At 41.6% G+C, this 24,390-nt stretch carries 19 protein-coding genes and 1 pseudogene; 10 read left to right on the top strand and 10 right to left on the bottom strand.

Going from position 1 to position 24,390, the window contains the following annotated elements:
- Positions 1-111: 111 nt before the first annotated feature.
- Positions 112-1,161 (top strand): ferrochelatase, encoded by a 1,050-nt coding sequence (gene hemH, locus IPL35_12940; GenBank protein MBK8444258.1) that lies wholly within the window; start codon positions 112-114, stop codon positions 1,159-1,161.
- Positions 1,162-1,211: 50 nt separating this feature from the next.
- Here hemH and nth read toward each other — a convergent pair whose 3' ends face one another.
- From nth to IPL35_12975, 7 genes are all read right to left on the bottom strand, one after another.
- A complete protein-coding gene (gene nth, locus IPL35_12945) occupies positions 1,212-1,847 on the bottom strand; it encodes an endonuclease III (protein MBK8444259.1) in 636 nt (211 codons plus the stop codon).
- A gap of 553 nt (positions 1,848-2,400) precedes the next feature.
- Positions 2,401-3,456, bottom strand: a complete 1,056-nt coding sequence (locus IPL35_12950) for a PorV/PorQ family protein (protein ID MBK8444260.1) — start codon at positions 3,454-3,456, stop codon at positions 2,401-2,403.
- Positions 3,457-3,568: 112 nt separating this feature from the next.
- A complete protein-coding gene (locus IPL35_12955) occupies positions 3,569-3,934 on the bottom strand; it encodes a hypothetical protein (protein MBK8444261.1) in 366 nt (121 codons plus the stop codon).
- Positions 3,935-3,972: 38 nt separating this feature from the next.
- Positions 3,973-7,659, bottom strand: coding sequence for a hypothetical protein (locus IPL35_12960; protein MBK8444262.1), 3,687 nt, complete (start codon positions 7,657-7,659; stop codon positions 3,973-3,975).
- A complete protein-coding gene (locus IPL35_12965) occupies positions 7,641-8,108 on the bottom strand; it encodes a hypothetical protein (GenBank protein MBK8444263.1) in 468 nt (155 codons plus the stop codon). Before IPL35_12965 ends, IPL35_12960 begins: the two co-directional genes overlap by 19 nt.
- Before the next feature lie 50 nt (positions 8,109-8,158).
- Positions 8,159-11,944, bottom strand: a complete 3,786-nt coding sequence (locus tag IPL35_12970) for a TonB-dependent receptor (GenBank protein ID MBK8444264.1) — start codon at positions 11,942-11,944, stop codon at positions 8,159-8,161.
- A gap of 159 nt (positions 11,945-12,103) precedes the next feature.
- Entirely contained in the window at positions 12,104-13,045 is a 942-nt protein-coding gene (locus IPL35_12975) for a hydroxyacid dehydrogenase (GenBank protein MBK8444265.1), read from the bottom strand.
- A gap of 287 nt (positions 13,046-13,332) precedes the next feature.
- Here IPL35_12975 and thrS point away from each other — a divergent pair.
- The 7 genes and pseudogenes from thrS to IPL35_13010 all read left to right on the top strand — a co-directional run bounded on the left by thrS (position 13,333) and on the right by IPL35_13010 (position 18,261).
- Positions 13,333-15,245, top strand: a pseudogene (gene thrS / locus IPL35_12980) (threonine--tRNA ligase).
- Positions 15,246-15,268: 23 nt separating this feature from the next.
- On the top strand, positions 15,269-15,742 hold the full coding sequence (locus tag IPL35_12985; GenBank protein MBK8444266.1) for a hypothetical protein: 474 nt from the start codon (positions 15,269-15,271) through the stop codon (positions 15,740-15,742).
- The gene (locus IPL35_12990; protein ID MBK8444267.1) at positions 15,655-16,245 is read left to right on the top strand and encodes a hypothetical protein; all 591 of its coding nucleotides are present in this window, start codon (positions 15,655-15,657) and stop codon (positions 16,243-16,245) included. Before IPL35_12985 ends, IPL35_12990 begins: the two co-directional genes overlap by 88 nt.
- Before the next feature lie 290 nt (positions 16,246-16,535).
- On the top strand, positions 16,536-17,078 hold the full coding sequence (locus IPL35_12995) for a translation initiation factor IF-3 (protein ID MBK8444268.1): 543 nt from the start codon (positions 16,536-16,538) through the stop codon (positions 17,076-17,078).
- Between the two features lie 99 nt (positions 17,079-17,177).
- Positions 17,178-17,375 carry a 50S ribosomal protein L35 gene (rpmI, locus tag IPL35_13000; GenBank protein MBK8444269.1) on the top strand — a complete coding sequence of 66 codons (198 nt, stop codon included), beginning with the start codon at positions 17,178-17,180 and terminating at the stop codon, positions 17,373-17,375.
- Between the two features lie 121 nt (positions 17,376-17,496).
- Complete coding sequence (gene rplT, locus IPL35_13005; GenBank protein ID MBK8444270.1) at positions 17,497-17,841, top strand: 50S ribosomal protein L20; 345 nt, start codon at positions 17,497-17,499, stop codon at positions 17,839-17,841.
- A gap of 63 nt (positions 17,842-17,904) precedes the next feature.
- Complete coding sequence (locus IPL35_13010) at positions 17,905-18,261, top strand: hypothetical protein (protein MBK8444271.1); 357 nt, start codon at positions 17,905-17,907, stop codon at positions 18,259-18,261.
- A gap of 89 nt (positions 18,262-18,350) precedes the next feature.
- Here the strand turns inward: IPL35_13010 and lptC are convergent, their stop codons facing one another.
- Both lptC and IPL35_13020 read right to left on the bottom strand, forming a co-directional pair.
- Positions 18,351-20,045, bottom strand: coding sequence for an LPS export ABC transporter periplasmic protein LptC (lptC, locus tag IPL35_13015; GenBank protein ID MBK8444272.1), 1,695 nt, complete (start codon positions 20,043-20,045; stop codon positions 18,351-18,353).
- 180 nt (positions 20,046-20,225) lie between these two features.
- Entirely contained in the window at positions 20,226-21,251 is a 1,026-nt protein-coding gene (locus tag IPL35_13020) for an MCE family protein (GenBank protein ID MBK8444273.1), read from the bottom strand.
- Between the two features lie 242 nt (positions 21,252-21,493).
- Between IPL35_13020 and IPL35_13025 the strand changes: the two genes are divergently transcribed.
- Complete coding sequence (locus IPL35_13025) at positions 21,494-22,507, top strand: Gfo/Idh/MocA family oxidoreductase (protein ID MBK8444274.1); 1,014 nt, start codon at positions 21,494-21,496, stop codon at positions 22,505-22,507.
- Between the two features lie 109 nt (positions 22,508-22,616).
- The gene (locus tag IPL35_13030; protein ID MBK8444275.1) at positions 22,617-23,168 is read left to right on the top strand and encodes a hypothetical protein; all 552 of its coding nucleotides are present in this window, start codon (positions 22,617-22,619) and stop codon (positions 23,166-23,168) included.
- Between the two features lie 9 nt (positions 23,169-23,177).
- On the opposite strand, the gene IPL35_13035 is transcribed toward IPL35_13030, so the two are convergent.
- Complete coding sequence (locus IPL35_13035; GenBank protein MBK8444276.1) at positions 23,178-24,302, bottom strand: glycosyltransferase family 4 protein; 1,125 nt, start codon at positions 24,300-24,302, stop codon at positions 23,178-23,180.
- Positions 24,303-24,390: the final 88 nt, after the last annotated feature.

Consider the following 24,390-nt stretch of genomic DNA (forward strand, 5'->3'; position numbering starts at 1 on the left):
GATAAAATCTGATTTTTTCTGCTGCAAAGCTAAGACCTAAATCGGGCTGATGCACAGATAATTGTTGTTTAATTTTTTTAATCAGATATTTTTTTTACGAAATTTCAAAATATGAATAGAGAAAAAATAGGTATTCTTTTAGTAAATTTGGGTACACCGGACGGTTATGATATAGGTTCTGTCAAGCGTTATCTTATTGAATTTCTTACCGATGGACGTGTAATTGATATACCTTGGTTGTCGCGACAATTGTTGGTACGCGGCGTGATAGTACCTTTTCGCGCTTCCAATTCTGCTAAATCATATCAAGAAATTTGGACTGAAAACGGCTCGCCGCTTTTATACTATGGGCTGCGGCTGAAAGAGAAATTGCAAAATTATTATCAACAATACATCAAAGACGGGCGCGAATATATTGTAGAACTCGGTATGCGTTATCAAAATCCTTCGCTTGAAAGTGCTTTGTTGGAATTGCGCCGCCGCCGTGTAAAAAAAATAGTGGTTGTGCCGCTTTTTCCTCAATATGCTTCGGCTACTGGCGGTTCAGTGCACGAAAAAGTAATGAGCATTGTGCGCACTTGGTGGGAAGTACCCGACATACAGTTCGTCAATAGTTTTTATGATGATGCAGGTATGGTAGCTTGCTTTGCCGCCAATGCCGAGCAGCACCACATTGACAGCTACGACCATATTTTATTCAGTTTTCACGGCTTGCCCCAACGCCAGCTCCTCAAAGGAGACGACTGCAACCATTGTCTGCAAACACCCGACTGTTGCGCCGTTTTGAGCGAAAAAAACCATTTTTGTTACAGTGCCCAATGCTATGCCACCGCGCGTACCCTTGCCCAAAAATTACAATTACCCGAAAAAAAATACACGGTTTGTTTCCAGTCGCGCTTGGGCAAAGACCCTTGGCTACAGCCCTACACTTCGGAAATAATAGAAAATCTGGCAAAAAAAGGCAACAAAAAATTGTTGGTGCTGTGTCCGGCTTTTGTAGCAGATTGTTTGGAAACCATTTTTGAAATACAGACCGAATACGACCACGAATTTAAGGCGGCAGGCGGCGAAAAAGTGCAATTGGTGGAGAGCCTCAACGACCAAGATGCTTGGGTGGCGGCTCTGCAACAAATTATTGCCAAGCAATTACCACTTGTTTAAAATCCGCATTTTATATAAAAAAGAGACTTTTTGAAAAATAGATTTTTTCTTTATTCAAATAATTCTTTGCGACCTACTACCCGACAGATGGGACATTGTTGGGGTTGATGTGCGCGGGCGGGACAATAGGCACGCCCGAAATAAATCATCTGTAAATGGAGTTTGTTCCACAGATTTTCGGGAAATGCTACTTTCAAATCCTTTTCGGTTTGTTCTACATTTTTGCCGTTGCTCAATTCCCATCGCCACGCTAAACGATGAATGTGGGTATCTACCGGAAAAGCAGGCACACCAAAAGCCTGCGACATTACCACCGATGCCGTTTTGTGTCCTACACCGGGCAATGCTTCGAGTGCCGCAAAAGTATGAGGTACATTGCCGCCGTGTTCAGTGACGATTATCTGCGAAAGGGCAGCGATATGTTTGGATTTGGCGGGCGATAAGCCGCAGGGATAAATAATTTCACGAATTTGCTCCACAGGAAGCTGCGCCATAGCAGAAGGGGTAGGAGCGAGGGCAAACAAAGCAGGGGTTACACGATTAACGCGCTCGTCAGTACATTGTGCCGACAGCACCACCGCCACCAATAGTGTAAAAGCATCGTGATGTTGCAAAGGTATAGGCGGTTGAGGATACAGTTGGTCTAAAGTATCCCTAATAAAATTGATTTTTGATTTGTTTTTCATGTATTTGCTGTAAAAAAATAATACTTTCAATATGTTTTTTATATCATTGAAAAATATATCGATAAAAATTTTTTCTATTCAAGTAGATGATTAATAGCTTTTTAAAAATAAAAAATAATTTATATCTTTACAATGTTCTTTTGATATTTGTACATCGTATGTTTTTATTTTTTTATATAAAAAGTAGTCAAACAAAAAACATATAAACAAAAACTTATTTATTTGGCACATACTTTGTAGTGTGTTAGATATTAGTAGAGTAGTAGTTTTTCATAATTAGTTTTGGTAAACCTCTCGGTGGCGAGCATCCGAGAGGTTTTTTTATTTTCTTTTTGCCCTAAAACCCTTTCAAATACCTGTTTTTGATAATAGTGACAGAAGTATCTACACTTAAATGATGACTATTATAAAATACACTTTATGTATCTCTTTATACATCTTACCTTATTCAATAACTTTTAAAAAGCTCATTTTAAGATTCGGTATATAAAAAAAGGCAGCCTTTTATGGCTGCCTTTTATATTTTTGTGAGGCGTAGAAAAAATGCTTTTTACTATAAAGCAATGCGTACACCCAAACTGTGAATACCTTTAAAGATGGAAGTAGCGCGATAAGAATAATCAAAAGCGAAAGTGCTTTCAGATTCTTTTTTGAACGGAACTTGGATAGAAACACCTGCACCCAAACCGGTCATCAGGTTATTATTCGGAACAGGTTCGCTTTTGCGTCCGGGTTCTATGCGATAACCGGCACGCAACATAAACTGCTCTTTAAACGCCAATTCTGCTCCTACCGAAAAATAGTCGCTGCGGAAAGAATTGGAACTGAAATTACCTGCAGTTGTAAAACGCAAATTTTCGCCCAATAAAAAGTCATACGAGCCGCCGATATTCAACTGCGAAGGCAATTCGTAATCGTCGGGACGTTGGGAGAGGGTAAACTCTGTGCCGCTTACATTATCTGTGATGGTAAAGTCCAAACCGTCGCCGCGAAAACGCATTGGCGAGCCTACATTGCGCAAAGAAATACCGAATTTAGCGCGGTCTTTTTCACCTGCTACATATTGAATACCGGCATCAAATGCTACACCCGTAGCGCGTACATCAGCAATGCTGTGGTTGATGACATGCAACAAAATACCGCCGTGGATACTGTTAGAAAATGATTTGGAATAAGCCAAAGCAATGTTGGTGAATTGTGGGCGGAAAGTAGCTCCGGTTCCAAAATCGGGTGCATCGGTAGTTACTACATCTATTTCGCCAAAGTTCATAGACATAAACGACAAACCCAAAACACCTCTGCCTTCGCCTAAACTTTGCGAAATTCCGGCGGCTGTCAGCCGAATGTCTGTACCGCTTAACCAATCGGTAAATGCCAAAACACCTTCAGTTTTGCGCGTAAAAGCCAAACCTGCGATATTGAGGCGTGTAGCTTCTATGCCACGCACACCCGAACTGTAAGCGTCCATAAATCCTGAGCTGCGTGCCCAGGGATTTATCAACAATTCACTTGCACCGGCTTGCCCCACACGGTCGTCATTACCTGCATATACTGCTACACCTGCTGCCCAAAGACTTAAAAATAGTAAGGTAATTTTTGTATATTTCATGGAATTATTTTTTTTCATTTTTTAATAAAAAGAAACTTTATTGACAAAAATAAGCATTGCACACAAAGTGCATACACACTTTCGTGCAATGCTATCTTCTGCCATAATTTTTTTAGAAAGTTTCCAAATTCAGTTCGCGCATTACACCAAACCATTTCAATACGCGCTCTTCTCCGCTATCCGGTGCTTCAATATGGAACAAATAAATACCACCGGCAACCGGTATGTTTTTATAGTTTTTCATATCCCATTCCAAAGCATTTTCAACATTTAGGGCATTTTTGGTTACTACGCCCGTTCCGTCCTGCAAATTAGAGTTGTCCAACTTCAACTCACGAATAAATGTACCGTCCAGAGCAATAATACGAACAATGGCACGAGGCGGCAAATTGGTAATTTTTACTCTGTTGTTGAATTTATCGTTTTCATAAGCCGAATAAGCATAATAAGGATTAGGTACTACACGCACCAAGTCCATTGCTTTTTTGGCAACTTCGGTATTATTGCGTTCGGCAGCTAAACCTTTGGTGCTGAAATGATATGTAAGGCGGTGCCGTCCTGACTTTCATAGGAGCGGGCTACACGAAGCTTCATTTTTACACCGGAAGGAATCAAGCCTTCCGCCATTGATTTGTAGCGGAATTCACCTTCTTGTAAAATAGTAGCACCTGCCCACATCACTTGGTCATACACTTGTTTTTTTGCAGCCGTAGTGCCTTGCGAGAAGAGGTCGTGTGTTGCAGCACCGCCATCGTAGCGAGTGTTCATAATATAAATGAAGTGCTCGCCACCCATACGATAATTAGCACCACTTATGCCGCTATTGGTTGTTTCCTGTACATTGGTAGGGTTAAACATCATATCAGCACCATTTTCGCCGGGCATAAATGAGTTTTCGGAGAACATGATGTTGAGGCGTTGCCCGCTTTCTACATCAATAGCATAACCCGGAAACCACGAACGACCTGTTTCGGCTGTATTTTGGCTGCCGTCTTTATTTAAAGAGTTACTGGCACGCATACCATTCTTTTGTACTCCGCCAATATTGTTTTCTTCATCGCGTCCCATTTCTATTACCACACATTGTGTCCACAGTGCAGGATTATCGGTCATTATAATATCCACGCTTCTCAAGTCACCCAAGGTATTGGTTGGTTTTTTTGGAACGTTGCTGCCTGAATTATAACCGTAGCAGTCGGAGCAAGCCGGACTCATCACTTGGTAATTCAGGAAACTGCCGTCTAATTCCAGTACTTGAGTATTGTAGCGTACCACATCTTCGGGGCGCGTATTGGCAGTGAGGCAATAAGGCGCAAAACCACCGTCTAAAATAGTCGCATAATAAGCAGAGCCGTCATAATCATAATAATCGCTAAAAGTAGGATCAATGCCGCCGGCTTGGTCTTTGTCTTTTTTATCACCGGAGCGTATCCAGTTTCTTGTACCCAAAAATCCTACTCCTTCCTGATCGGCAATAAATGAAAGCCATCTGCTTTGAACATTTGTAAAGTCAATAGAAGAAGTCAAATAAGCATTTCCTTCATCAGGGTTAGGTACTTGTGTAACATCAACAATAAAGCCGAGAGGGTTGAAATTCAACTGAAAATCGGATTTTGTGCTGTCATATTCCCAGCCGCCGATAGCTTGCTCGTTTGGAACATTGATAGGCGTGTTATAATCATATACTTCGCCGGTAGTCAGGTTGGTCAATTCCCAAGTAGAATAAGGATTTAAAGAACTAGAGCCAAATAGGGCATTTAAGTCGTTTTCCAAAGGATTGATAGTAGTTGGCTGTAATCCGGCTACAATGAAAAAGTCATCGGCAGCATTGATTTTGAAATCTTCTTTGGTGGTTTCCGGATCGCTGGGTACGCGCACATCTATCAAGTTGATGGTTACGGTAGCGGTGCTGATAGCTCCGGTGGCGTTTTTCATGGTATAAGTAAAACGGTCGAAACCAAAGTAGCCTGCATATTCATCTTTACGTGTATAACGAATTTTTTTGTTGGGTAAAACTTGTGTAGTGCCGCGTGCGCCATTGGTTACGCTCACTATTTCTAATTCATCAGAACCAAAAGGATAATCATTTAATAATACATCTACATCACGGCGTGCCGGCTGTTCACCTACCGCATCATTGGTTTTGTCAATATAGAGAATTTCGGTATCGTCATAAGCTTTTGCTCCTACAAAACCGGTCGCTAATTGAATGGTTACGGCAGCACGCTCCAACGTACCGAATTGGTTAGCTATTTCGTAGGTGAAATAATCTCCTTTTACTTCGTCGGTATTAATACCGGCATTCGGTGTATATAAGAAAGAACCGTCCGCATTTTGCTGTAAAGTGCCGTATTTTGGTTGTGTATAATTTACATAAACCTGATTGTCAATATGTAATTCGAAATCTGCACTTGGTACACGGAGCGGGTCATATATGCGTACATCTATCGGTCCGCTTCCACCTTGATAGGTAGGTTGTGCAATAAAATTATTGGTTAAAATTTCGGCGATGGAGGCATCGGTCAATTCTAATACATTGCCGCCGTTTCCAAAACCGCTTATGGTTGTCACCTCAGGACCGTCATTGAAGGTACTGTTTATTGCAACACCACCATATTCGGGATCGGGAATGTGCGGAACGGCAGTATAAATACGGTCAGCACCTTTACGACCTTCGAGATAAGGTTGAGTGGAAACCGAATTATAGCCATAAGCTACTACAGCATAATAATACTCTTTATGGTTGATGAGTACAGAACTACCCTGTGCAAATTCATCTTTATTTACTTTAAAAATATGCTGAATACCATTATCGGTTCCTTCTACCATAATTTTTTCATCATCGGCTTGTGTAGAGGAATTATAGTAAATATTGATGAGTTTTTTGACTCCATCTTTTATATCTACCGTAAAAATTTCTTTGGCAAAGGCACCGTTGCTATATTGGTCGGGTGTAACACTCGCCGAGCGAAGCTGATAAATGCGATAACCTTGAAAATTATAGGTAGAGTCTGGATTTCCCTGACCTGCCAATACAGCATCTGTTTCTTGATAGGCTTCGTTGTAGTTATTAGAGCCAACCGGATTATTAATAGTTAATATCAATTCTTTATCCAACTCGCGGATACTCATAGAAGGAGCATCGGGTCCGTCTTTGAGTTTGAAATTGCTGTTGAAAAGAGCCTGTGCCTTTAAGTCGGCAGTTTTTAGAATGTCAAAGGAAGGACAAGGGTGTTGTAAGCCATCACGCACCCAAATTACGCCCACAATAATATCGTTGCGTGCGCCGGGCTTCAGAATGAAAGGACCTGACGATTGTAAGAAACGGCGGTCGGCGGGTTCGTTGCCCTCACTGCACTCCGACCACACATTATCACCAGCGGGCGTGCCGGGGTCGGTAGGAAACATATAAGCGAAAGGCTCTGTACCGTTTTTACCATTGCCGCCATAAGTAAAGGGGGTTTTATCTTTCCAGAAACCGGATAAATAACCGTAGAAATGAACGGCTGTTTCGGGGTTACCTGTTACTTCAAAATTGTTATTGTAGTATAAGAAAGATGACATACCCAATTCTTTGCCGTTTTCGTCTTTCGGACCTCTGAAGAAATCTACACCCAACATTGGCGGAGTATCGCCATAGCCTTGTGCGCCTTCATCGTTGGCATCGCCATTATACACAATACCCAAACTAGTGAGCGTATCGCAACCCACAAAGTCATCTAAATGATTACCCAAATCCGGATCCACCCACTGACCGAAATACACATCGTTGATAGGAGTGGTAGAGAGGTTTTTTACATCATATTTGTAAAAAGTCATATTGTTGATTTCATCACTCGTAGAGAAAGCGAAAGCCAAAGCTCCGACTTCCAAACCGATGGCTTCGCCGCCGGTTTCGGAGTGTACATTGCCTCTGTCGTTAAAAACCCACCAAATCATTTGGTCGGCATATACGCCTTCTACTTCAGAGTCCAATACCGGATAGTCGCCGTCATTAACGGGGTCATATATATCATCCCCGTCTCGGTCGAAGAAAGGAGCTAAGTCTTTATCTTCCGGCAAAGAAAAATCGTAATATTGGTCAAAGTAGGGATTGTTTTTACCCGGCCATTTTAAAAGTGATTCGGATACTTGTGTTTGTGAAATAACACCGTTGTTGGTTTCATACAAAGTACGGAAAGCATCTATATCCAAGCCGCGCACTTCCCAGAATTTATCGTAGTTGGCACAATCGCTTTGAGTGATTTGTCCGTTGCTGTTGAGTGGTCCGGGAAAAAGTCGTTACCTGTTTGGCGATAAGTTTGGGCAGCTATTTTTAATTGCCCCAAAGCATCAATACCGCCTATCCACAAAGCACCTGCAAATAAAGAGTGGCGCGAAGTTCCGCCGGATCCTTTTTCTACTTTGGGCACTTCGTAGCGGGCAGCATCTAAGTTCCACCACATATCACCTCCGGTCATCAAAGTGGTGCGCACATTGTTGATGTTCAACTCTGTTTGTGAATTGGCGGGCAAGCAATCAATGGTTGTTTTCTTTACATCGCCGCTTTTACCGGTTTTTCCGGAGCCAATATTTTCCCGCGCTGTTGCCGGAAAACTTAAAAGCACCGGCAGAACAGCAAAGAGAAAGTGAATAAAATGATTTTTTTTCATATTATTATTTATTTTATTTTCTTTAATATAAAAAATGATGACAAGCAAGATTAGAATGAGAAAGAAACCCCTACTCTGGCTCTGCGCGGCAAAGTAAAATTGTACGGATTATCTACACGCAATCTGTATAAATCAATAAAAGATTGAGTATAAGTGGCTGTAGCTGCTACATTTTGCCCTTGTACTGAATCAATATAGCCGTCATCATCACCGCGACCTGTAAAGTCATATACGCTCAACACATTTTTGGTATCCAATAAGTTTTGTATCCACACATACACATTCATATAGCGTGCATCGCGCGAACCTTTTTTATCGGCAATTTTAATATCTCTGTCTAATTTCATATCAATACGGAAATTGCCCGACATACGCGAACCATAAGGATTTCCTTCCAAAGTAGTACGTCCGGCAATGCCGAATTGTCCTTCCGGTGTAGCTGTTTTTTGTTGTGAATAAGGAGTGCCGGAGCGGAACAAAGTAACAACATTCAGACCTGTATTGGCGAGTAAATCAAATTTGCCGATGCGCGGACCGGTATAATCTTTACCTTCGCCGTAACGATAGTCAAATGTGATGTTGAAAGTATGACGAGCATCATAGCTCATCGGGAAAATGGCACGCAAGTTCGGCAAACCGTTGTTGGCTAAGTTAGCACCCGAAGTAGAGCTGGAGCCTGTACCATCAGCAAATTGCAGGGTATAGGTAGCCACTAATTTTACGGGACCACTACGGCGCAAATCATAAGTAAACTCCATTCCTTTTACGTTACCGAAGTCAATATTGCGGTAAGTGGTATAATTTACGGGATAGCCCTGTACTTGTACTACATTCAACATGTCGCGCATTTCGCGATAGAAAGCAGCGATGGTGAGTGCAGAACGTTCGCCGATTTTTTGTTTGAAACCTAATTGATAGTCAATCGTTTTTTCGGGTTTCAGATTCGGGTTGTCGTAGCGGGTATCAATTGCTTTTTCTTGCCAGAAATAATAGTCCAAAGGCGATAAGAAATTATTACCTTGTGGACGTTGTGTGAGTACGTTGTAGTGCGCATAAAACAATGCTACGTCAGAAATAGGGAACGAGAAAGCGATACGCGGCATCAGGTTTATTTGTGGTACATAGTCTTTAAATGTAGTGTTGATGTCAAAGTTTTTATCTTTAATGTCATTTTTAGGGTCATTATCCAAAGGATTGGATAAATAAGGGAATAACTGACCGCTTTGCTCCAAAATACGCACATCATTAATAAATGTACCGTTGGCATTGTACCAATTGTCGCCGGAGCGATAACCTACAATTTTGGTAGGATTAACGGCATTATCTACATACACCACATAGTCGCCACCGATGGTAGAGGGGTGCTGAATATTATTTCCGTTGATGGTGCTTACTTCGCCCGCAGTGCGCACGCCATAGAGGGAGTAAATATCTTTTAATACTTTTTGGTTGGCATCGTATCTGTCCACGCGCAAGCCCACGTTAAAAATCAAATCTTTGAAAGCAAATTTATCCTGAATATATCCTGCCATATAAATAGGGCGGAATGCTCCGATTTTGCCGCTGAGATAGCCATTTTCATCGCGTTTGAAGAAATCTTCAAAAGCAGGGTCTTTGCTGAGTTTGTTGCCTAAATAATCATAACCATACAAACTGCTGAACACATTATTAGTACCTGTTCCGTATAAATCATCGGGCGAAAACATATCCAACGATAATTTAGAAGGGTCTAAAGCATCTGTATTTACAAAATCTAAATCACCATAACCAAAACGACTGCGAATTTCCTGATCAATTTTATTGCCTTGTGCAGTGCGCACATAATTATATGTAATGGTATCATAAGCACTCCAGATACCGTGCAATTCAGGATTGTAGTCGGATAAAGGAATACGCTGTCCGTTGATAACCAAAATCGGATTATCCAAATCTAAAGCAATATCTTTTAATCCCGGACGGCTCACCAATGCTCTCATTCTGTCCCACAATTGCGCCGGAGCCATGCGATATTCTCTTTCTACGCGTTGTTCGTATTCAAAACCAAACTCTATGGAATGTTTTTTGTTTTCGGAAACACCGGGTTTTTTTACGTCCACCGAACTATTAAAGCTCAAGCGGTATTGGTCTTCTGCTGATTTTAAATAATCGTCCCACACAGCACCAGGTAAGTAGTACATACTATATACAGATTCCAAAGAAGGCGGACGCGAACCGTTAATTAAGCCATTATTTAATGAAATCTGATTGAGCGTATTGTAAAAATTAGCCTGGTCATCTCCTGCTAACTGGTAGTAGTAAGATGTTTGGTTGGCAGCTTCGGGATTCAAGGTGCCGGGAGTATATGCTACGCCATTATCGCCATAGCCCAAAAACCCGCGTCCGGTGAGGGTGATCGGTGCTCCGGTAATTTCATCTACGGCATTTACGGTTGTTTGTTGATAAATAGGTGCTCTGCTTGTATTAAAACTACCTACATAACCGTAATCAAAAAAGCGGTCTTCGTGAATAGGGTCAAACCAGGTTACTTTGTCTTTTGTATAGTCGGCTTGAATAGAGTAGAAGATATTGGAAAACAATCCTTCTTTCTTTTCTTCTCCTTCTGCTGCTTGGGAAGTATTAAATTCTTGCGAAAAACGCCCGAAGAAGCGGTAAGTAAAATCTTGTGTTTGAGGGTTGTGTTCCCAGTTGAAAGGCTCATAGCGGCGCACAAAATCGCGATAGGTTCTGTTGCGCTCTTGCAAACCGCCATCTGCCAAGTTGAGGCTACCGCCAAAAGTGAAGTTGAAATTGCGAACCGGAATAAAATTGAATTTGGTAGAAAAATTTATTTCCTGCAATTCTACATTTTCGCGCACTTCGCTGCTTTCCATATCATTGAGCGTAACATAATCAATGGATTTTACAAAACCTACACCTGTGCTGGAAGGCAACAAAGGGTATTGTTTCAAAGAGTCTAATACACTTTGTTTTACGCGGTAAATGTCGGTAGCTGCCAACATATCATCTTTGTCGCGGATAATTTCGCCGGCGATGAAGAAATCCAATAAAGTGCGTTTGCTTTCAGTGCCGCCCACTTTCAGAATAGGACCTGCCAGTGTAGCGGTGAGGTGATTGTAGTAAGGTCGGAAAGGCATAGAAGTAATGAACTCCATACCGCCGCCAAACTTTTGCGAAGCCGAGCGCGTGGTAATACTGATGATACCGCCGGTGGCATCGCCGTATTTGGCAGGGATACCGCCCGTAATTACGTTGAGTTGCTCGATGGCGTTGGCAGGGAGTGCCGTACCGCCGCGCACGCGAATACCATCAATATAATACTCTGTGCCTTCGGAGCGTCCACCTTTTACGTTGATGGCTGCACCTTCGTCAGCTTGGAACGTACCCGCCGTTTTGGAAGCGATAGACTCCACATTACGAGTAGGCATGTTTTTAATGTCTTCGCGTGTTACCGCCCCGCCCGAAGCCGTATTGTCCTTGTCAATCAAAGGCACTTTATAGGCGGTTACCACTACAGCATCTAATTCTTTGGTGCTGGAGTTGAGGGCAAAATCTTGGAATATGATTTTATCCGCACTCAATACAATGCCTGTAACAATGGCTTCTTGATAACCCACATAAGTTACTTTGAGGTCATAGCGTCCGGGTGTCAATTTTAAGGAGTAGTTACCATCAAAGTCAGTGGTTGTTCCTTTTGTTGTTCCTACTACGGCTATTGTTGCAAAGGGGATAGCTTCTTTGTTATCGGCATCTGTAACCGTACCCCGAATTTCCCCGCTTTGTGCCCATAATGCCATCGGAAGTAGCATTATCAGCCAAAAAAGTAATTGTTTTCTCATGTTTATAAGCTGTTTTATTTTTATATTATTTTTATTTGTTTTATTCGCTATAAAAAAACCAATTAGTCAAACTAATAGACGGCTTAAAATTAAACTAATTATTAAGGAATTGCAAGCAACATCAAAAATTATGACGAAATGCTGACAAAATGAATAATTTTAATCTTGATGTTTTATGTTTTCTATTATTTTATCTGCCAATATTGCCGACATTTTATAATAAGAATCGTGTGTAACACCGGCAATATGTGGTGTGAGCCATACATTAGTGCGCTTGCGCAGAGTTTCTAATTCTGTTTTTTGTTGAGTGGTAAGTGTAGCCCACTCTTCATTTTCAAAGACATCTAATCCGGCAGCCCACACTTTACGCTGCTCTAAGGCTTGCAGCAAAGCGGCTGTTTGGGTCACCCTCCTCTGCATACATTGATAAATACCTATCGGGTGATGAAATCTGGCGAACCAGGCTTCGTTTGCCAAATGATGTGTTTCATCGGTAAGCGGCACATGCAAAGACACCACGTTTGCCTCTTCAAAAATGCGCTGCGGCGTACATTCCGAAATATGCGGCGTGCCAAAACCGCTTTTATATTTATCATACACCAACACCTTGCACCCAAAAGCCTCCAAACGCCGTGCTACTGCACTGCCCGTGTGTCCGTAACCATACAAGCCCACTGTCTGATGCCCCAACTCCGTACCAATATTTTCGCTGCGTGTCCATTGCCCCTGCCGCATATCCATACCCGCACGAGTGATGTTTTTTAGTAAATTTATCATCAAAGCGATGGTATGTTCCGCAACAGCATCACAATTCCCTTCCGGCGAGTTGATACAGGCAATACCCTTGGTAGCGGCATAAACAGTATCTACATTTTCCATACCGGAGCCGGTGCGCCCTATCCATTGCAAATTACGGGCGGCATTGATAAGGTCGGAGTCAATAATGATTTTACTGCGTATGATAATGCCTTCATATTCGCCGATTGCTTGCTTTAATTCCTGTGCCGTAAGCGACACCTGTACACACTCATACCCGACAGCTTGCAAACGCTGTGTTAAAATGGGATGTACGGGTTCGGCTATCAATATTTTTTTGTGCATTAAAAACTAAATTTTATTAATAGTTTTGGACGGCATTTTCGTATGTTTGCACTAAAATTGGTGCGAAAATACAAAAATGCTTCAAAAAAAGAAGAATTTATTGTATTTAAAAATCTTATCAGGTGCGTACATCATTTTTAAGATTTTATAAAAAGATAATTTTTTTTTCGTACTTGTAAATTTTGGCATTTATTTTTATTTATTTGTGATAAGAAATATTTTTAATACTATATTATATCCAAACCGTGACATTGAAAGGTATTAATGTATCGGTTTTTAGCAGTTTTATGATAAAGATTAGTTTCCCAGACGGCAAAGTCCGTGAATATCCACAAGGCACTACTCCCTAGGAAATAGCGCAAAGCATTAGTGCGGGTTTGGCACGCAAGTATTGGCAGCGCGTGTAAATGGTGAAGTACGCGATGCTTTTCGCCCACTGACGGCAGATGCCACCCTTGAATTATTAAAATTTGACGATGCCGATGGTAAAAATACCTATTGGCACTCTTCTGCGCACTTACTCGCGGAGGCTTTGGAGAGTTTGTATCCGGGTACTAAGTTTGGTATAGGTCCGCCGATTGAAAACGGCTTCTACTACGATGTGGACTTCGGCGATTACTCCATCAGCGAGGCAGATTTGGCAGCCATTGAGCAAAAAATGCTCGAACTCGCCCGTCAAAATAATGCCTACAGCCGTCAGGAAATCAGCAAAGCCGATGCCTTGGCATATTTTACCCAAAAAAATGACCCGTACAAAATAGAACTCATCAATGAACTAGAAGATGGCAAGATTACATTTTACCATCAGGGAAATTTTACGGATTTATGTCGTGGTCCTCATATTCCTTCTACCGGATTTATCAAAGCCGTAAAACTGCTCAATATTGCGGGAGCTTATTGGCGCGGCAGCGAAAAAAATAAGCAATTGACCCGCTTGTATGGTGTTACTTATCCCAAACAAGCCCAATTAGACGAGCATTTGCACCTGTTAGAAGAAGCCGAAAAGCGCGACCACCGCCGCTTGGGAAAAGAATTAGAAATTTATTTGATTACGCCCAAAATCGGGGGCGGCTTGCCGGTGTGGTTGCCTAATGGCACTTTGCTGCGCCGCACTTTGGAAGATTTCCTGCGCCGCCAACAACTCAAAAGAGGCTATCAGGAAGTAATCACGCCACATATTGGCAATCTGGAACTCTACAAAACTTCCGGTCACTATCCGTATTATGCCGAATCACAATTTGCACCCATGCAGGTAGATGAAGAGGAATACATGCTCAAACCGATGAACTGCCCGCATCATCATCAGATATATGCCTCCAAACCGCGCAGCTACCGCGATTTGCCCTTGCGTATTGCGGAGTTCGGAACGGTGTATCGCTATGAGCAAAGCGGCGAACTCAACGGACTGAGCCGTGTGCGCGGATTTACACAAGACGATGCACATATTTATTGCACCGTAGAGCAGTTGAAAGATGAAATCAAACAAGTTATCAGCCTCACACAATATGTATTTGCCACTTTCGGAATGGAGGTGAGCACGCGCTTGAGTTTTCGTGATGAAAATGATGCCAAATACGGCGGCGATGCCGAATTGTGGGAACGTGCGCAAGCCGAAATCAAAAGCGTAGCCGACGAAGTCCAACTCGACTATTTTATCGGCTTGGGCGAAGCAGCTTTTTACGGACCCAAAATTGATTTTATCGTAAAAGACGCTTTGGGCAGAAAATGGCAGCTCGGCACCGTGCAGGTGGATTATGTAATGCCGGAGCGTTTTCAGTTGGAATATACCAACGCCGAAGGCACTAAATCGCGTCCGGTAATTATTCACCGCGCACCTTTTGGCTCTATGGAGCGTTTTATATCCATTCTTATTGAACACTACGCAGGTAATTTTCCGACTTGGTTGGCACCGCAGCAAGTGGCGATATTGCCCATCAGCGAAAAATTCGGCGATTTTGCCCAAAACATATCCAATCAACTCAAAACACAGGGTATCAGAGCCGTATTGGACGAGCGCAACGAGAAAATAGGTAAAAAAATTCGCGATGCAGAGATTAAAAAAGTGCCATATATGCTAATTTTGGGCGAAAAAGAAGCGGAAAGTGGACAATTATCAGTGCGCAAACACGGACAAGGCGATGTAGGAACAATGAACACGGCAGATTTTGCACGATTATTGTTATCCGAAATTCCAGAATAAGCCAGACAGTTGGCAGTAACCTTATGGATAATTTCACGGACATATCAATATATACTGATAATGCTTATAAACTTGCAGAGGCAATCAATGGTGGACATTATCGTGAAATTATGTATTTTGAATTTCACGAGATTGTTGACTCAAAAGGAATCTGGAATTGTTTAGAAGGGTTAGAACGTTTTTCAGAGCAGAATAATAAATTTTATAGTATTTTTTTATCTCATGGCTTTGTAGATGAAGAACCGGCTATAATTCATATTGCATTAAAATTAGGAACTGAATGGTTTATTTCTCGCGATTGTGGAGCAAATTATTACAGTGGCTTTGGACCAATGGGGATATTTAAAATCAGGGAAGCTTGTTTTAAAAATAAAATTTTGGCATTTGCAACTACAGACAACTTTGAGGAATGGATAAAACAAAATTTAAACAGCCGAAAAATAGCACCCAAATCAGGGGGAAAAATACTGACCAATTACAATTTGAAAGACTTATAAAATCATTGCGATATTTAACTTGTGATATGCAAAGACGACCAGAACAATTTCAAACGCTAACAGAAGAAAATATAAGAGATAGATTACTTACAACTTTAAATATAACTTTCAAAGGGCGAGGAAATGCAGAAGCCAAAAACTGTAAAGGTAAAACGGATATTTTAATTAGAACAAAAGACGGATTTAATGAGCATATATTTGAACTTAAAATTTGGAAAGGAATACTAACTTTACAAGAAACAATTAAACAATTGCAAGGATATTTAAGTTGGCATAATAACTATGCCGGAATAATTATGTTTTGTTATAATTTAAATTTTACAAAAATATTAAATGACACTGAAATTTATTTAACAGAAAATCATAATTTCACAAATAGAGAAAAATTTATAGAAAATGAATTTAGATTTAAACTTGAACATTCAACAGATGAACATAAAAAAATAGAAACAGTATTGACATTAATAAATTTAAAAATGGACTCAAAGAAAGTCAGTAGTTAACAAGGTGTTGCCAAATTGCAGGCGAAAGTTCTAAATTGAGAATTTGAAATTCTATTTGAAATTTTTGCTAAATTAATAGTTGGCTTCTAATTGTCCTACTTCGGCAAGACCTTATCTTATATAGATAAAAGCTCAATATTTTTCAAAAATACAGCATTGATTTATAAAACAGGATGCACTGAAAATTTTTAATTGTAACAAAATTATATTAGAAAACGTATATTTGTATCATCATTTTATTGAATTAATATTTTATCAATCAAAAACAAGTTTTTAATCATTTGGCAAAAATTTTAAGACACAGCCCTCGTCAGCAACAACAGAGCGAATTTCGCATCAACAGACAAATTTCAGCGTCACAGGTGCGTTTGGTGGGAGAAAATGTGGAAGTAGGCATTTACAGCCTTGGCGAAGCCCTGGCTATCGCCGATAAATTGGAAATGGATTTGGTGGAAATATCCCCCAATGCCGCACCGCCGGTGTGTCGTGTGGTGGAGTTTCAGAAATTTCTGTATGAAAAAAAGAAGAAAGAAAAAGAAATGAAAGCCAAAGCCGCCAAATCGGTGGTAAAAGAGGTGCGTTTTACTTCACATACAGACGACCACGACCTTGAATTTAAAACGAAACACGCCGAAAAATTTTTGCAGGAAGGCTACAAAGTAAAAGCGTATGTGCAATATAAAGGACGTGCGATTATGTTTAAAGACCAAGGTAGCAATTTGTTGCAGAGATTTATTGACAAACTCAGCGAAATAGGTACGCCTGAGCACCCCCCCAAATTAGAAGGCAAACGACTTTTTGTATTTATTGTACCCAAAGGCAATAAAAAATAATCAGTTTATTATTTTTTTAAATAAAATTATTGCCTTTACTTGCTTGCGAAAGATAGAAAAACTATCTTTGCGGCGATTTACTAATACTAATGAAATTTTATGCCTAAATTAAAGACCAATTCCAGCGCAAAAAAACGTTTTAAAATAACAGCTTCAGGAAAAGTAAAAAGAAGTCACGCTTTTAAAAGACATATTTTGACCAAAAAAAGCAACAAACGCAAAAGAAATTTGGGGCAATCTGCCTTGGTACACAGCAGCGAGGAAAAAAGAGCTTTGCGTATGTTGGGTTGTGCTTAATATGTTGATGTTTTTTTAACACAGACCATACAATATTTTTAAAATTAATCATTCACCTGATAAAGCAGCAACTAAGCATTGTGAAATAATCAATCGCGCTTTGTCGTAACAAAAAAATAATATGCCTCGTTCCGTCAATGTGGTGGCATCTCGTGCCCGCCGCAAAAAATTTCTGAAACTCGCCAAAGGTTATTTCGCACGCCGCAAAAATGTATGGACAGTAGCGAAAAACACCATTGAAAAAGGTTTGCAATATGCCTATCGCGACCGTAAAGCCAAAAAAAGAGCGTTTCGTGAATTGTGGATTATCCGCATCAATGCCGCCGCACGTTTGAGCGGTATGAGCTACTCCAAATTCATTAAAGCTGTTGCCGACAAAGGTATCGTCTTGAACCGCAAAGTATTGGCTGATTTGGCAATGAACCACCCCGAAGCATTCCAAGCGATTGTAAATCGTGTAAAATAATTTTATTTGACAATTTACACATTTTATTTTATATAATCCAACACAATTAAAAACAGAAAACCAATGAACAAGTTATTTTTTACTGCAAGTTTAGTTGCTATTTTAGGCTTATCTGCTTGCCAAGGCGACCAAAAAGCCGCTGAAGAGGCTGCAAAAGCAAAAGCTGAAGCTGCTGCTGACAGCGTGAAAAAAGCTGCTGAAGCTGCTGAAGCCGCTGCTGCTGCCGCCGCCGCCGCTACAACTGCTACTGTTGATTCTGCTGCTGCTGCCGTACAAGGTGCAGGAGAGGCTGCTGCTAATGCTGCCGGCAACGCTGTTGATGCCGCTAAAGATGCTGCTGCTAAAGCAATTGACAAAACACAAAACGCTGCTAATAATGCCGCAGACAAAGCTAAAGAAGCTTTGAAAAAAGGACATTAGTCGTTACAAAAAAATTAAATCTTTTATTCCAAAAAACCGCCCTATTTATTTAGGGCGGTTTTTTTATGCCAAACGGCGGCTATATTTTTTTAATAAAGTTGCGCAATACGATACTGTACAAAAAACACGCGCTGCGGTCGCTGGCGATTGCGCCATACAAAGCCATTTACCCGAAAAGTATCTTTTTGATATTCTTTTATCGGGTGAAAAACAGAATTTGGATTTTCGTATAAATAAATTTTATCGGGTTTATTGTGTTGTATCACCACTTTGATACGCTCGGCTTTGGAATGGTTGATGCCGATAAACCGTTTGGCATCATCTTGAGCAAAATAAATGGTTTCGGCACTGCCGCGCATATCCAATTGGTGTACACTGTCGCGCTCAAATGCAATATCCATTTCTGCACCCACTGCCTGATCAAAAATATCTTTAAAATTTTCACTCAACATCATGGCGTTGCGTCGCAAAAGTGCTTTTTCCATGTGCTTGCCACGCAACTGCAACAATATGGTATCGGCACTTAATTGTGTGTTCTCTGCCCAAATAGCGGGCAGGTCGTAGAGGCGAAACAACGAATCGCTGCTGCTGAACGAGAGCGAATCGCAGACGGCTTGAAAATCGCTTTTAAATATCTGCACTTTGCGAAAAGCGTCAATGCGGCGGGTGCTGTCGGTGCCGTGCCGTGCCGTGCTGATGGTGTCGGCGGCGAGCCACAGCGTATCGCCTTCACTTTCGGTGGCGAGTAGGGCTTTGCCACTGCTCAAGAGGGCATTTTCGGCTTCGGTGAAACGTGCAAAATCGCTCCATACCGTAATTTTCTGAGAAGTATCTTTGAGTTCTACCTGCCGATACGCATAGGCAATGCCGCCTTCTTGTTGCAAATAAAGGCTGTCGGCACGTATCATTTGCGGCGGTTTGGATAAATAGGCTTTTCCTTTGAGGCTCAGGGTTTTGGTGGCAGGATTATACACACCGCGCTCGCCACTCAGGGTAGCATCTTTTTGATAAATGGTGCTGTTTCCTTGAAAATCAACGGTTTCGGTGGCGATATTGTAGTTGAGCAAATCGCTCACCAAGCGGTAGTCGGGGTGATTGACTTCTACTTGTTGCCGGAATATCATTGTTTTTTTTGCGGCATCGTATTGCCCTTGTTGGCTTTTTACTTTAGCTCCGTCTTTGAGTTGTAGGTCGCCGCCGCCCTCAAAAACCGCCGCGCGGGTATTGGAATTGTAGCGCATACGCGGCGATTGCAGTGTGTAGCCTTCATTAGAAACCATATTGGCGTTTTTGTGCAAAATAGCTTCTTTGCTTTTTACAAAATAAGTGAGCGAGTCGGCAGAAAAACGCCCCTGCTGGTCGTTTACTTTTACTTTTTGATACAACACCGCCTTTTGTTCGTTGATGGCATATTCCAAAGTATCGGAAGTGATGGTACTTTTGGAGTCCACGAGGCGCACCTTGTCATAGAGGTAAGCACGCTGGCGGTCGTGGGTATAGTTGAGATATTGCGCATAAATGTTTACGGAGTCGGCTTGGCGGATATGTACATTGCCAAAGGCTTCAATGTCGTTGCGGCGTTCGTAGATATAGGCACTGTCGCACTCAAAAAACAGGTCGCCCTGTTGTAATTGCACCGCCCCGATGAGTTTGCGAATTTCTTCGTCACCTTTTTTGATATATTCCAAAGAGTTGGTATTGATAATATCAATAACGGTTTCGTTTTGTGCATACAGCGAAAAGCAGCAGCAATAAATAAAAAAAGAACAAAGAAATTTAAACAAATGCAAGATGATTTTTTTGTATAATGAGCTAAAACACGATTTTTGAACAATTATTTTTATAAAAAACACATAAAGAGTCATTTTATTTTAAAAAAAACTTATGACAAGTGAGTTTTTTGATAAAAATTTTAAGAGAGATTTTCTTACAAAAACAAAAATTTTGCAAAAATATTATTTAATTTACTCCTCTTTTACATTGTTTTCGCCGGCGGCGGATTTGTCTTTACGCCCAAATACCGAAAAATGTACATAGCGTTTGGGGTTGTTTTTCATATCTACAAAAAGCGCATCTAAATCGCGGGTGGTTTTTTCTATGTTTTGGTACAATTTGGGGTCGTTGAGCAAAAGTGCCGCCGAGCCTTCGCCGGAGTTGATTTTTTCTATGGTGGCGGTAAGTTGTTTGATGGTGCTTTCAGCTTGAGTAAGCGTACCGTTGAGTTTTGCAATGCTGGGTTGCACATCTATTTGAGCGAGGCGTTGTGTGGTGCTTTGGGCATTGCTAATGATGGTGTTGATATTGTCGTTGTTGTTTTTGAGGTTGTTGGTGATAGCTGCCGCATCAGTTACGATGCCGTCTATTTTTCCCGATTGTGCCGCCAACAACTGATTAACTTGCGCACTGCTTTTTTGGAGGTATTGCAAAGTGGTCTGTAGGCTGGCGAGGCTGCTTTGCAAAGCACCGCTGTTGAGGGTTTGATTAATGCTGTTTACGGTGATTTGCAAGGAATCAATCATTTTGGCGAGTTTATCTTTTACGGGCAGCACTTCCTCCGACAACATAGTGGTCAGGGGCACTTCCAATTCGCCGATAAGCGTGTCGCCGTTTTGGTGCAAAGGAACTTCGGCGGCGGTTGTTGTATTTTTGGGAGCTACCAATATCACCTGTTTGTCGCCCATCAAGCCGCTGGATACAATACGAGCCGCTACGCCTTTGGGCAGCGGCACTTCATCTTGAATACTCAAAGAAGCCGACACCCGTCCGCTTCCGTCTGCCACCAACTCCAAACCTTCCACCGAGCCTACCTGAAAACCATTGAGCAATACCGGATTGCCCTCCATCAGCCCATCTATTTTATCAAAGAGCACCGTATAAAAGTTGTGCGTAGCCAGTACTGATTTTCCTTTTAAGAAATTAAATCCCAAATATAAAATTACCAAACCCGCCAGCGATAAAACGCCTACTTTTATTTCGTTAGAAATAGCCATTTTTTTATAGAAAAAATTTAAAAATAAGGGTGCAAATATCCGAAATTTTCTGACTTACTTGTATCAATTTTGATACAAGTATTTATAACTATCTTCCAAACAAATATTACAGTATCTAAGTTCAACGATAAGATTGCTTAAAATTGCTCATACATTGCGGTCGGAGGTTTTTATTTTTTTTAATAATTTTTTAAAAGACGAATGAAGTTTAGCAACTTTGCAGCACACATAATTGATTGTGCATGAAAATACGCTTTGCTATCATCGGTTGCGGCTACATCGGCAAACGCCACGCCCTGCATATCCGACAACACCCCGAAGCCGAATTGGTGGCTGCCTACGATGTGGTGGCTGCCCAAACGCAAGCCCTATGCGCCGATTACGGCGGAAAGGCTTGTGCTTCGCCGGAAGAATTTTGGGCAATACCCGCCGACCTCGTGTGTGTGTGTACGCCCAACGGCTCGCACCACGAAATGAGCATCGCCGCCCTGCAACACCACCGCCCTGTGTTGGTAGAAAAACCCATGAGCATCAAAAAAGAATGGTGCGAAGCGATGTTACAAACGGCTTTGCGGCAGGGCTGCCCCTTGTTTGTCGTCAAGCAAAATCGCTTTAATCCGCCCGTACAAGCCGTGAAACAGTTGTTGGAAACCCACAAATTGGGTGCAATTTATTCTGTTTCGCTCAATTGCTATTGGAATCGCAACGCCGAATATTACCGCCGATCGCCGTGGAAAGGCACTTTGGCACAAGACGGCGGCACACTGTTTACACAATTTAGCCACTTTATTGATGTGTTGTATTATTTGCTGGGCGATATAGAGCCGCTAACCGGAAAAACGGCGAATGTGGCGCATCAGTCTTTGATAGAATTTGAAGATACGGGGCATTTTATTTTTCGCCTCAAACAACACCCTCCTGCTTTGGGCACACTCCATTACACCACCGCCGCCTACCGCCAGAATATGGAAGGCTCTATAACGATTTTTGCCGAAAATGCCACCATCAAAATCGGCGGCAAATACCTCAATACCATTGATTATCAGTGCACGGCGGGCTTTGATATAGAGGGCTTGCCCCCTTCTAATGCCGCCAATGCCTACGGCTATTACGAAGGCTCTATGAGCAACCACGACAAAATAATTGAAAATGTTATACAAACGCTTAAAGGCAGAGAGCAGATTATGACCAATGCCTACGACGGCTTGAAAGTGGTAGAAATTATTGAAAATTTTTATAAAGTAGCAGTTCCGTAAACAAATAAAAGGAGGAGCTTTTGTTGGATAAAATATGTGAAATGATTTTAAGTATTAAAAAAAACAGACACATTCTCGGGTATTGCATATTTAAATAAAAAAAATTCTTATGAAAATAGGGCAGAAGTTTAATACACTCACATTGAAAGAATATTTGTTTTTTATTGACAATTATAAAAAATACACCGATTTCAATGTACTCGGCTTATATCGTTCTATCGCAGAAAACGAAAAACTTAGTCTGGAAGAAAAAATACAGGTCAGAGAATATGCACATCAGTTTTTTAAAAAAACTTTTGATTTTTTGCAACTCAAAGACCCCAAAACCTTTATTGCAGTAGAAACGCTCGGACAAGAACTCACCACCGCAGAGGAGTATCAGTGGTGGGAAAAAATTCGCCACAACCAACAAAAAATATTAAGCGACAAAAAAATAAAACACCGCAATTTCGGCGATTATTCAAAGCATAACTGCGGCGATGAAACTTGCTTGTGGAATGGAATAATGGTTCGGCAAGGCTCGTGGTTGGCAGAAGGTCAGATGCACTTTTTGGGGGATAAAAGCAAATATTCCGCACAAGATAAAGCCGAGCGTCAAAGAACAGACAGAAAAAACCGCCGCCGCATCATTCAGCAAGATTTGGATAGTGAAGTTGATTAGAATTTTTTTCTAAGCACTTTTTAAAATCGTTTCATAAAAAGCTATCGTTTCGCGCAGCATCGTTTCCTTTGAAAAGCGCGTCCGCAACACCTCAATTCCATTGTCCCCGAATTGTTGTGCCAGTTGGGGCTGTTCCAACACTTGTATAATACGCTGCGCCAACTGTGTTTCGTCGGCAAAAGGCACTAAAAATCCGTTGTATCCGTGTTGTATTATTTCATTGCAGGCGGGAACATCAAAGATAATGACGGGCGTTTTTACATGCAAAGCCTCCAACAATACCACGCCCAAACCCTCCGATACTGAACACAAAACCTTTGCCTGAGAAGCCGCCACCTGCTGCAATACATCTTGCCGGAATCCCAAAAAATCTACCTGCTGCGCAATCCCCAGTGCCACACACATTTGCTCCAACTGCGCCCGCTCCTTGCCTTCGCCGATAATTTTGAGGCGCAGCTTCGGAAAACGCTCCAATACCTGTACAAAAGCTCGCAATAAGTAGCGATGCCCTTTGAGCAGCAGCAAACGCGCCACACAGCATATCTGGTGCTGCTTCGGCGGTACTTGTACCTCCGGAAAATCAAAGCCCAAATAAATGCGCTTGCCATAGCGGGCGGTCATTCCTAATTGTTCGTGGAGTTGTTGCAGCGCATCGGATACATAAATTACGCCGTCAAAAGTGCGATGACACAGACGCGTAATGTTTTGATATACCGACCCCCACTGCCGCACCGCTTTGTAGCCGTAGCGATTGGTATATTCCATATCAAAGCCGTGCGCCATCGTAATAATTTTGGCTTTTTGCCGCCACAAACGGTTTACCAAATACACCCACAATTCGCTGTGTATCAAATTGCAGTGAATAATATCGGGCTGCACCGCCTCCAAATGGCGGCGTATATTTTTCAACAGCCCCCAATTGAGTGTGTTGGGCGTATCAATGATATGATAGGGGATATTGCGTTGTTGGAGTTCCTGATAAAAAGCAGCCGTTTGCTCGCGCTCCTGCAATAGGGTGATGCCCAAAAAAGAAACGTCCCAGCCCTGCTTGCGCAATTCGGGAATTATCTCAAAATAATATTTTTCGGCTCCGGCGATACCGGAAATTTTTTGCAGAAAAACTACTTTTCTCATATTTCCTTTGTCGGTGCTGGGCTTCAGCGATTGGCATATTGAAGAAAGAGCGGATTTGAAGCACTACTTTTGCACATCACAATTGAAA

This window comes from Sphingobacteriales bacterium (assembly GCA_016711285.1).
Classification (GTDB): domain Bacteria; phylum Bacteroidota; class Bacteroidia; order Chitinophagales; family UBA2359; genus JADJTG01.

Bases quoted from the DNA above. Each gene is read 5' to 3' on its own strand.
- hemH (MBK8444258.1), top strand. From the start codon at position 112: ATGAATAGAGAAAAAATAGGTATTCTTTTAGTAAATTTGGGTACACCG.
- nth (MBK8444259.1), bottom strand. From the start codon at position 1,847: ATGAAAAACAAATCAAAAATCAATTTTATTAGGGATACTTTAGACCAA.
- IPL35_12950 (MBK8444260.1), bottom strand. From the start codon at position 3,456: ATGAAATATACAAAAATTACCTTACTATTTTTAAGTCTTTGGGCAGCA.
- IPL35_12955 (MBK8444261.1), bottom strand. From the start codon at position 3,934: ATGGACTTGGTGCGTGTAGTACCTAATCCTTATTATGCTTATTCGGCT.
- IPL35_12965 (MBK8444263.1), bottom strand. From the start codon at position 8,108: ATGAAAAAAAATCATTTTATTCACTTTCTCTTTGCTGTTCTGCCGGTG.
- IPL35_12970 (MBK8444264.1), bottom strand. From the start codon at position 11,944: ATGAGAAAACAATTACTTTTTTGGCTGATAATGCTACTTCCGATGGCA.
- IPL35_12975 (MBK8444265.1), bottom strand. From the start codon at position 13,045: ATGCACAAAAAAATATTGATAGCCGAACCCGTACATCCCATTTTAACA.
- IPL35_12985 (MBK8444266.1), top strand. From the start codon at position 15,269: ATGGATAATTTCACGGACATATCAATATATACTGATAATGCTTATAAA.
- IPL35_12990 (MBK8444267.1), top strand. From the start codon at position 15,655: ATGGATAAAACAAAATTTAAACAGCCGAAAAATAGCACCCAAATCAGG.
- rpmI (MBK8444269.1), top strand. From the start codon at position 17,178: ATGCCTAAATTAAAGACCAATTCCAGCGCAAAAAAACGTTTTAAAATA.
- rplT (MBK8444270.1), top strand. From the start codon at position 17,497: ATGCCTCGTTCCGTCAATGTGGTGGCATCTCGTGCCCGCCGCAAAAAA.
- IPL35_13010 (MBK8444271.1), top strand. From the start codon at position 17,905: ATGAACAAGTTATTTTTTACTGCAAGTTTAGTTGCTATTTTAGGCTTA.
- IPL35_13020 (MBK8444273.1), bottom strand. From the start codon at position 21,251: ATGGCTATTTCTAACGAAATAAAAGTAGGCGTTTTATCGCTGGCGGGT.
- IPL35_13025 (MBK8444274.1), top strand. From the start codon at position 21,494: ATGAAAATACGCTTTGCTATCATCGGTTGCGGCTACATCGGCAAACGC.
- IPL35_13030 (MBK8444275.1), top strand. From the start codon at position 22,617: ATGAAAATAGGGCAGAAGTTTAATACACTCACATTGAAAGAATATTTG.
- IPL35_13035 (MBK8444276.1), bottom strand. From the start codon at position 24,302: ATGAGAAAAGTAGTTTTTCTGCAAAAAATTTCCGGTATCGCCGGAGCC.